Source organism: Phaeobacter sp. HF9A, from assembly GCF_011806385.1.
Taxonomy (GTDB): Bacteria; Pseudomonadota; Alphaproteobacteria; order Rhodobacterales; family Rhodobacteraceae; genus Epibacterium.
Map to the genome: position 1 here is coordinate 1 of NZ_JAATOX010000232.1, position 2,279 is coordinate 2,279.

The following is a 2,279-nucleotide window of genomic DNA, read 5'->3' on the forward strand; positions in this document are numbered from 1 at the left end:
CCACCAGTGACACCGCAGGACCGCCGCAGATCTTTGCCACCTTGCACCCCGCCGCCGATCAGGTGACACTGGCGCTGCTCGGCGTCCCTGACTGACGTGCCCGCCAGAGGAAGGAAACCCGGTCGTGTTGAAATCTGTACGCCTGAGGCTGCTGATCCTGGCGCTTTTGCCTCTGGTCGTCTTGATGCCGCTTCTGATGGTGCTTGCCATGGCGCGCTGGAATGCCGATTACGAGAGCCTGCTGATCGCCAATGTCGAAAGCGACCTGCGCATCGCCGAGCAATACCTCGGCCAATTGCAAAGCAACTCCGCCCGCGCCCTACAGGGGCTTGCGGATTCCGCCCAACTGGCCGAAGTGCTGGAGACCGGCAACACAGCCGCCTTTCTGGCAGAACAACGCCAAAGCCTGAATTTGGATTTTCTGTATCTGCTGCAAGGCGAGCAGCTGGAGCAGGCAAAGGCCAGATGGCCGGTGGTCCGGCGCGCCGCCGGCGGGCATATGGCTTCCGAGATTGATATCCTCTCCGCCGAGGATCTGCGCGCGGCCTCGCCCGCGCTGGCGGATCAGGCCCGGATCGACCTCATTGACACGGAGGCCGCCGCCCCCGCGGATCGCAGCGTCGAGGACCGCGGCATGGTGGTTCACACCGCCGCGCCCATGCGCGAAGAAGGCCGCCCCGCCGTGCTGGTCGGCGGGCTCCTTTTGAACCGCAACCTCGATTTCATCGACACCATCAACGCGCTGGTCTATCTGCATGGCCAATCCGAGGTGAGCCGGTTGGGCACCGCGACGCTGTTTCTGGAGGACACCCGCGTCTCTACCAATGTGCGCCTCTTTGAGGACGTGCGCGCGCTTGGCACCCGCGTTTCCGCCACCGTGCGCGGCGCGGTGCTTGGCGAGGGCAAGACCTGGCTCGACCGCGCCTTTGTGGTCAACGACTGGTATATCTCCGGCTATCTGCCCCTGACCGACAGTTTTGGCAAACGGGTCGGCATGCTCTATGTCGGCTTCCTGGAGGCCCCCTATCAGAGCGCAAAACGCGCGGCCTATTGGACCGTGGTGGGCGCCTTTGCGCTGGTGGTGGCGCTCTCGGTGCCGCTGTTTTTGTGGCTGGCCAAGGGCATCTTTGCCCCTCTGGAGCAGATGACCCGCACCATGGCGCGGGTGAAGGGCGGCGATCTGACGGCGCGCAACGGCCCGATCGGGCGGCAGGATGAGATCGGACAAGTGGCCGGTCACCTCGACACGCTGCTGGATCAGGTGCAGGAGCGCGACCGCCGCCTGCGCAACTGGGCCGATGAGCTGAACGCCCGCGTCGAAGATCGCACCCGCGAGCTGAAGATCGCCAATGACAAGCTGGAAGAGACCTTTCGCCAATTGGTGATGAGCGAAAAGCTGGCCTCGATCGGCGAGATCACCGCCGGTGTGGCGCATGAGATCAACAACCCGGTGGCGGTGATCCAGGGCAATGTGGATGTGATGCGCATGACCCTGGGCGATGCGGCCGCGCCGGTGCAGACCGAGCTTGAGCTGATCGACAATCAGGTGATGCGCATCGGGGCCATCGTCGGCAAGCTCTTGCAATTCGCGCGCCCAACCGAATTCGGCTCCTCCGCCGAGCGTGTCGATGTTGCCGCCGTGGTCCGGGATTGCCTGGTGCTGGTCGATCACGTGATTTCCAAGCAGGAAATCCGGGTGCTGACACAAATTGAGCCCGCGCCGCTGGTCTGTATCGACCCCGGCGAGCTGCAACAGGTGGTGATCAACATCCTCATCAATGCGGGCCAGGCGATGGAGGGTCACGGCACCCTGGTGATCGCCCTCACAACAGAGATCCGCGACGGCCAAACCGGCGCCGCGCTCAAGATCGCCGATACCGGGCCGGGCGTCCCCCTGGATCGGATTGACCAGATTTTTGATCCGTTCTTCACCACCAAACAGGGCGAGGGCACCGGGCTTGGCCTCTCCATCAGCCAGACGCTGATCCAGCGCGCCGGGGGCCGTATCACCCTGCGCAATCGCCGCGCACGCGGGGCGGAGTTTACCATCTGGCTGCCCGAGCCGCCGGCCGATCCCGAAACGATACTGACTGCCGCCCCCTCCGCGACGGCCTCCCCATCCGGGACGACCTAGCCTCTACCACCGTTTGTTTTAGGCAGTACGGGTGGCCTTGTTGCACAAATCGGCTGATGTGCGAGCTTCCCCCTTCCCCGAACGGACTTACTCTACGGGCTGTGTGACGGGGATTCCAAGTGCCGTGTAGCCGTTGAGCACGGCG

General features: G+C 64.2%; 1 protein-coding gene. It reads left to right on the plus strand.

Features of this window, described 5'->3' with window-relative positions; translation table 11 throughout:
- Positions 1-127: 127 nt before the first annotated feature.
- Positions 128-2,134 carry a cache domain-containing protein gene (locus tag HCZ87_RS20575; RefSeq protein ID WP_167646971.1) on the plus strand — a complete coding sequence of 669 codons (2,007 nt, stop codon included), beginning with the start codon at positions 128-130 and terminating at the stop codon, positions 2,132-2,134.
- Positions 2,135-2,279: the final 145 nt, after the last annotated feature.